At 70.8% G+C, this 6,356-nt stretch carries 4 protein-coding genes and 1 pseudogene; 2 read left to right on the top strand and 3 right to left on the bottom strand.

What is annotated here, in order from left to right; genetic code table 11:
• Positions 1–58: 58 nt before the first annotated feature.
• The gene (locus ACFUN8_RS36625; RefSeq protein ID WP_383647563.1) at positions 59–469 is read right to left on the bottom strand and encodes an RNHCP domain-containing protein; all 411 of its coding nucleotides are present in this window, start codon (positions 467–469) and stop codon (positions 59–61) included.
• A 336-nt stretch (positions 470–805) separates the two neighbouring features.
• Between ACFUN8_RS36625 and ACFUN8_RS36620 the strand changes: the two genes are divergently transcribed.
• A complete protein-coding gene (locus ACFUN8_RS36620; RefSeq protein ID WP_383647560.1) occupies positions 806–2,395 on the top strand; it encodes an MFS transporter in 1,590 nt (529 codons plus the stop codon).
• Between the two features lie 23 nt (positions 2,396–2,418).
• Here ACFUN8_RS36620 and ACFUN8_RS36615 read toward each other — a convergent pair whose 3' ends face one another.
• Together ACFUN8_RS36615 and ACFUN8_RS36610 are read right to left on the bottom strand one after the other, a co-directional pair.
• Positions 2,419–4,809 (bottom strand): amino acid permease, encoded by a 2,391-nt coding sequence (locus ACFUN8_RS36615; protein WP_383647558.1) that lies wholly within the window; start codon positions 4,807–4,809, stop codon positions 2,419–2,421.
• Positions 4,810–4,950: 141 nt separating this feature from the next.
• Complete coding sequence (locus ACFUN8_RS36610) at positions 4,951–5,373, bottom strand: hypothetical protein (protein ID WP_383647555.1); 423 nt, start codon at positions 5,371–5,373, stop codon at positions 4,951–4,953.
• A 324-nt stretch (positions 5,374–5,697) separates the two neighbouring features.
• Here ACFUN8_RS36610 and ACFUN8_RS36605 point away from each other — a divergent pair.
• A pseudogene (locus ACFUN8_RS36605) lies at positions 5,698–6,356 on the top strand (hypothetical protein); the annotation flags it as partial.

Here is a 6,356-nt window from a genome sequence, read left to right as displayed (position 1 = left end):
GTCGCGCACCACGTGGCTGAACGTGGCGCGCGACGGGCGGGCGACGGGCGGGCAGGGACTAGAGGCTGCCCAACCGTTCGAAGGGGAACGGCGGTTGGGCCAGGGGGCGCACGGCCAGGCGGGTCAGCGGAAGGACGTTGTCGTCGCCCGCCGTTCGGTTGGCGTGGATCACTCCGCAGTGCGTGCAGCGGTGGACGAGAACCCACTCGCCGTCACCCCGCACGGAGATGGCGAGCGGCTCCATCCGGGCACCACAGTCCGCCTGCCGGTCACCGGGGGTGTCGTCGAGATGACGGCTCCACAGGCAGTTCGGGCAGTGGTTGCGGTGATCGGTACCGGGCGCGTCCATCGGGACGTCGAGCCCGCACTGCAGACATCTGAAGGACTCGGCGCGCGCTTCGGCGCGCGCCCGCCGTGAGGTGTTGCGGGATCCGGATCCTCTGGTGCGCGACGTGCTGTCACGGGACATGCTGTGTACGACTCCTCGGGTACGCGGGGAAGGACGACCGTTGCCTCACGTCCGTCTCGCGTCGAGGGAGTTCGCCTCGCTCGGCGGCTGCTCCGTCCGGAGTCAGCGCCGCGTTGAACCCGCCTCGATCACGAGATCGGTTCCAACCGGGTCGTACCCATCCGGTGCACACCACCTTTGTCGCGTTCCGCCAGTACAGCGCCGGCACAGCGCAAGTACAGGCCCATGAGAACCGGCGGCGGGGGTGCGGGGCAACCGATTATCCAGGGCAAGGGTGTCCGTTTTGTGATTTTCTGACCGGAATGGTGAGTCGAGGTCCACTGCGAAGGAAGTCCGATGAGTGATCCGTCGATTCCTGACCCGCCGGACGGAACGGGCAGCGAGAGCCCCAGCAGCTCCCGGACCGGAGCTGCCGGTCCCGCGCCGACCGAACCCGACACACACCGCTGGTGGGCCCTGGCCGTCATCGCGACCGCGCAGCTCATGGTGGTGCTCGACGCCACGATCGTGAACATCGCGCTCCCCTCCGCGCAGCACGACCTCCACATCAGCAACGCGAACCGCCAATGGGTGATCACCGCGTACACCCTGGCCTTCGGCGGGCTGCTGCTGCTCGGCGGCCGGGTCGCCGACCTCGTGGGCCGTAAGCGCACCTTCATCATCGGCCTCATCGGTTTCGCCGGCTCCTCGGCGCTCGGAGGGGCGTCCGCCGGCCAGGAGATGCTCTATCTCTCCCGCGCGCTCCAGGGCACCTTCGCCGCCCTGCTGGCGCCGTCCGCCCTGTCGCTGCTCACCACGACCTTCCCGGCGGGCAAGGAACGCGCCCAGGCGTTCGGGATCTTCAGTGCCATCGCCGGCGGCGGCTCCGCCATCGGCCTGCTCCTGGGCGGCATCCTCACCGAATGGCTGAGCTGGCGCTGGTGTCTTTACGTCAACGTCCCCATCGCCCTGCTCGCCGTCATCGGCGCGCTGACGCTGCTCAAGGACCGGGCGGGAACGAAGGGCGCGCACCTCGACATCCCGGGCGTCCTGCTCGGCTGTCTGGGGCTCGTCGCGATCGTGTACGGGTTCAGCCGGGCCGAGCCGGAGGGGTGGACCTCCACGGAGGTCCTCACCGTGCTGAGCGTCGGCGTCGCCCTGCTCGTCGCGTTCACCTGGTGGCAGGGAAGATCCCCCAACCCGCTGCTGCCGCTGCACATCATCAAGGAGCGCAACCGCGCCGGCTCGGTCATCGTGATGGCGATGGCGACGATCGGCCTGTTCGGCTCGTTCCTGTTCCTCACGTACTTCCTCCAGAACATCCTCGGCTACTCGCCGCTCAGCGCCGGCCTCGCCTTCCTCCCGCTGTCCGCCGGGATCATCATCGGCTCGACCCAGATCTCCGCCCGGCTGCTCCCCCTCGTCGCCCCGCGATTCCTGCTGGTCCCCGGACTGCTGTTGAGCGCCGGCGGCATGTTCTCGCTGACGTTCCTCGACATCCACTCCACCTACGCGGGACATATCCTGCCCGGCACCCTGCTGCTGGGCTTCGGGCTCGGGCTGACCTTCCTGCCCGTCATCTCGACGGCGACCATGGGGGTCGCCGACCGGGACTCCGGCGTCACCTCCGCGACGGTCAACACCGCACAGCAGGTGGGCGGTTCCATCGGTACGTCGCTGCTCAACACGATCGCGACCACCGCCACGGCCACGTATCTGACCAGCCATCTCGCCGCGGCGGCACGCAAGGGCCCGCTGACCCCGGCGGAGCGGACCATCATCGTGAACACCGGTACGGTGCACGGCTTCACCGTGGCCATCACCTGGGCGGCGATCATCCTCCTCGCCGCCGCGGTCGTCGGCGCCGTCATGATCAACAGGAAGTCCCCCCGAGCCGGCAGGCCGACCCAAGGGGTGGCGGCGGCGCCACCGGGCCACACGGCCTAGGCCGCGCGCCCCCGTCCGGCCCGTCAGACGTGAAAGGGCACCGTGGTGACGACGACCTTGCGCAGAGGTCGCAGCGCCCGGCGCAGGCGGGCGGCGGTGCGGCTGTGCAGGGCGCTGTAGCGCCGCTGGCACATGACGATCTCCGGGAGGATCACGGTGAGGGTGAGGTCGGGCCGCTGGTGGTGCAGCCCCTCGATGTAGTTGACCAGGGGGGCGATGACGGCGCGGTACGGGGAGACGAGTTCCTGGAGGGGCAGATGGTCGCCCCACAGCCGCCACTGGTCGCGGAAGCGCTCGGCCTCGACGACTCCGGTGCTGACGTGGACGACAAGGACGGGCTGCTGGAGCGAGGCGGCGTACGCGAGCGCGCGCATACCGGCGCGGTCGAGCGTTTCGATCAGTACGAGGGTGAAGTGCCGGATCTCCTCGGGCACTTCCTCCGTCTCCTCGGACTGCCCCGGCCCACCGGTGCGCGCGAACGCCTGCGGGTCACGGGGGTTGCGCGGGTCGCTGGAGCTCTCCACGCCCTGGGGCGGCAGTTCGACGCGAGGGGCGATGGTGCGGCGTGGGAGTTCGATCGAGTGCCGTTGGAGTCGTAGCGCGGCGGCGACGGTGTCGTAGTGGCGCCGGATGTGCGTCGTGACGTAGATGAACACCGCGACCGCCACGAGCGCGACCCAGGCGCCTTCGGTGAACTTGGTGATGCCCGCCGTGATGAGGACGATCGCGGAGAGTACGGCGCCGACGGCGTTGAAGAGCAGGCTCTTTCGCCAGTGACGGTCCCTCAGGCGCCACCAGTGGACCACCATTCCGGCCTGCGAGAGGGTGAAGGCGAGGAAGACACCGACCGCGTACAGCGGGATGAGGGACGCGGTGCGGCCGTCGAACGCCACGTACACCAGCCCCGCAGCGACCGACAGCAGGATGATGCCGTTGCTGAAGGCGAGACGGTCACCCATGCGCGCGAAGAGGCGCGGCGCGTGGTCGTCGCGGGCCAGCAGGGACAGGACGCGGGGAAAGTCGTTGAAGGCGGTGTTGGCCGCGAGGAGCAGTACGGCGGCGGTGGACGCCTGTGTGAAGACGTACATCGGGCCCGAGCCGTAACTGAGGTGCGCGAGCTGGGACAGCACCGTCTCCTGCGAGCGCGGCAGGATCCCGCTGTAGTGGACGATGGCGATGGTGCCCGCGAACAGGACGACGAGGAGTCCGATCATCCAGGTCAGCGTGGTGCGGGCGTTGCGCCACTCGACGGGCTTGAACGCCGGGACCGCGTTCGAGATCGCCTCGATGCCGGTCATCGCCGTCGCGCCGGACGCGAAGGCCCGCATCACGAGGAGGATGCCGAGCCCTTCGGTGGCGTTGATCGGCGGGTTCGGTACGGGGTGGAAGCCCCGGTCGGCCGCGTCGGAGAGGCCGACGGCGATGAGTACCAGCATCGCGATCACGAAGGCGTAGGTCGGCGCGGCGAAGATGGCGCCCGCCTGCCGGATGCCGCGCAGGTTGCAGGCGAGAAGGACGGCGATGGCGGCGACGCCGATCAGTACGGAGGAGGAGGCGAGCGACGGCAGGGCCGAGGTGATCGCGGCGACACCGGCGGCGATCGACACGGCCACGGTCAGGATGTAGTCGGTCATCAGCCCGGCGGCGGCCATGAGTCCCGGCACCCGCCCGAGGTTGTCGCTGGCGACGATGTAGGAGCCGCCGCCGCGCGGATAGGCGCGGATGGTCTGGCGGTACGAGACACCGATGGCCAGCATCAGGAACACGATGGTGGCCGCGACGGGGATCGAGTACCGGAGTCCGGCGGTGCCGGCGAGAACGAGGACGGCGAGCATGGCCTCCGGCCCGTAGGCGACGGAGGAGAGCGCGTCGGCGGACAGGACGGGCAGGGCGACCAGCTTGCGCATGCGCTCGCGGGCGATGGCCGTGCTCGCCAACGCGGGGCCGAGCAGCAGGCGTCGCAGCCGGTAGACGGCTCGGGGCCGGTCGACGGGGGCCGGCGGGCCCCCACCGGCGGGTGAGGTCTCGCCGGCCGGTGGGCTCTCGTCGGCGGGCGGGCCCTGACCGGCGGGGGCGCTCGCGTCGGCCGGCGGGCTCTCGCCCGGCGCGCCGCCGGGAGCCGGCGGGGGCGCCGTGGTCCTCGACGCTGTCGGGCCGAACGGGGACACCGGGACGACCCGTCCGAAGCGGGCGGGCGTGATCTGGGCGGGTGTGGGGAGGCTCCCCAGATCCGGATCGACGGGCAGCGCGCGGCGCCATACGTCGGGTCCCGCCGACACCCGTCGCCACTCGCGTCCCACGCTGCTCAGCACGCGTAGCTGCTGCGCGTCCAGTGCCCGGAGTGGGGTGCTGCCCGGTACCGCCGCGCTCCGCTTGCTCTTGGCGTTCGAGGTCTTACCGTGAGTGCCCGACATGCCGCAAGTGTGGCGGAATGCCCGGCTCAGGGGTGGGAGTGACGCCGGGAGGTTCCGGCGGCCTGCCTTCACATGACGGCACGCCCTTACGTCACGGCCTGCCCGTTACGTCGCGACCCGCCCGTTACGCCCGCCGGTACGTCAGCGCCTGCCGCGCCGGATCCAGTGGGCCCGTCGCTGCCGCCGAAGCGCGGGCGGCGTCGCGTGCGGCGGCCCGTCCGACGGCGGGACGGGCGTCCGGCCGGGCTCCGGCTGCCCGGTTGTGCGGTCGGCGGGGCGCTGGAGCGTGTCGAGCGCGTAGTTCGTGGTGGCGATGCAGTTCACGAGCTGCTCCTCGGTGAACTCCTCCGACCCCGGCACATGGGGCACGAACCCGATCAGGGCGCCCTCGTTCACGATCTCCGCGTCGAGCCCGGCCGCCCCGTCCAGGTCCCAGAGCGCCTCGATCCGGTCGTCGAGGACGACCCGGATACCGAACTCGTAGACACCCGCGTGCACCAGATGCGCCATGACGCCGCGAGCGCGAAGCTCCGCGGTCAGACGCTCGGCACGATCCGAGTCCATACGGAGCACCTCTTCACGTACGACGTTCCCGGGCCCGCACCGCCTCGTGGGGGTGTTCGAAAGCCCTCGTCCTTCCCACGGTACCGCTGCCGGGCTCGTTACGGCGCGCCGCGCGGCGCCCCCGCGCCCCTCCCCTCGCACGCCGCCGCCCTGCCCGTTCCCACACCTTCGACGCCCGTATCGACGCCGCGCGGTGCCCGATCGGGGGCCCTCCCGTACGGCTGGGCCCGCGAGTGGGCCCAGAGGCCCTGCGGCTGGGCCCGGGAGGCTCCCTACTCTCCAGCCACTCAGGTGAACGAGTCACAGCTTGGACGAGGAGCGCGGATGAACGGCACTCACTACCGTCACACAGCACGCAGGCGTGGTGAGACGGGCCAGGGTGGCGTCGAGTACGTGGCGGTGATCGGTGTCGTCGCCGCGATCATCGGGGCGATCCTGGCGCTGACCGTTCCCAACGACACGGCCGTGGGTCTGCAGGACGCGGTGTGCCGGATCGTCAACGCGGGCGACGGCGGTGAGGGCTGCGACTCCGGCGACGGGGGTGAGGGCGACGGCGACGACGGGGGTGGCGGCGGGGGCGACGGCACGCCCGAGGCTCCGCCGGACGACCCGTTCCAGCCGGCCAAGTGCCTGCTCTCCCAGGATCAGACCAAGGAGACGGTCGTCGTCCAGATCCTGTTCATCAAGCTCAGCAGCTCCGAGCAGATCAAGCTCCAGCAGTGGTCCGACGGCACCGTCACCCTGGAGCGGGTGACCGAGAGCGGGGCCGGGGTCACGGCCAGCATCTCCGCCGGCATCCCCGGTCTGAAGGACTGGGGCGGCAGCGCCTCGCTGAGCGGCAGTTACATGAAGGGCAGCGGCAGCGGCGGTCAGTGGCTGTTCAACGGCAACAAGACCGGCGACCCGCAGAAGGACCTGGAGCTGAACCTGGAGGACGCCAAGCAGTTCACCGAGTATCTGAAGGCCCAGGACGAGTGCAACTC

The sequence above is a fragment of the Streptomyces sp. NPDC057307 genome (assembly GCF_042667665.1).
GTDB lineage: Bacteria > Actinomycetota > Actinomycetes > Streptomycetales > Streptomycetaceae > Streptomyces.
The sequence above is the reverse complement of the archived record's forward strand: the minus strand, read 5'-3'. Positions and strand labels throughout refer to the sequence as shown.

What these genes read in the sequence shown, in the direction of transcription:
- ACFUN8_RS36625 (WP_383647563.1), bottom strand. Translation starts at nt 469, where the DNA reads ATGTCCCGTGACAGCACGTCGCGCACCAGAGGATCCGGATCCCGCAAC.
- ACFUN8_RS36620 (WP_383647560.1), top strand. Translation starts at nt 806, where the DNA reads ATGAGTGATCCGTCGATTCCTGACCCGCCGGACGGAACGGGCAGCGAG.
- ACFUN8_RS36615 (WP_383647558.1), bottom strand. Translation starts at nt 4,809, where the DNA reads ATGTCGGGCACTCACGGTAAGACCTCGAACGCCAAGAGCAAGCGGAGC.
- ACFUN8_RS36610 (WP_383647555.1), bottom strand. Translation starts at nt 5,373, where the DNA reads ATGGACTCGGATCGTGCCGAGCGTCTGACCGCGGAGCTTCGCGCTCGC.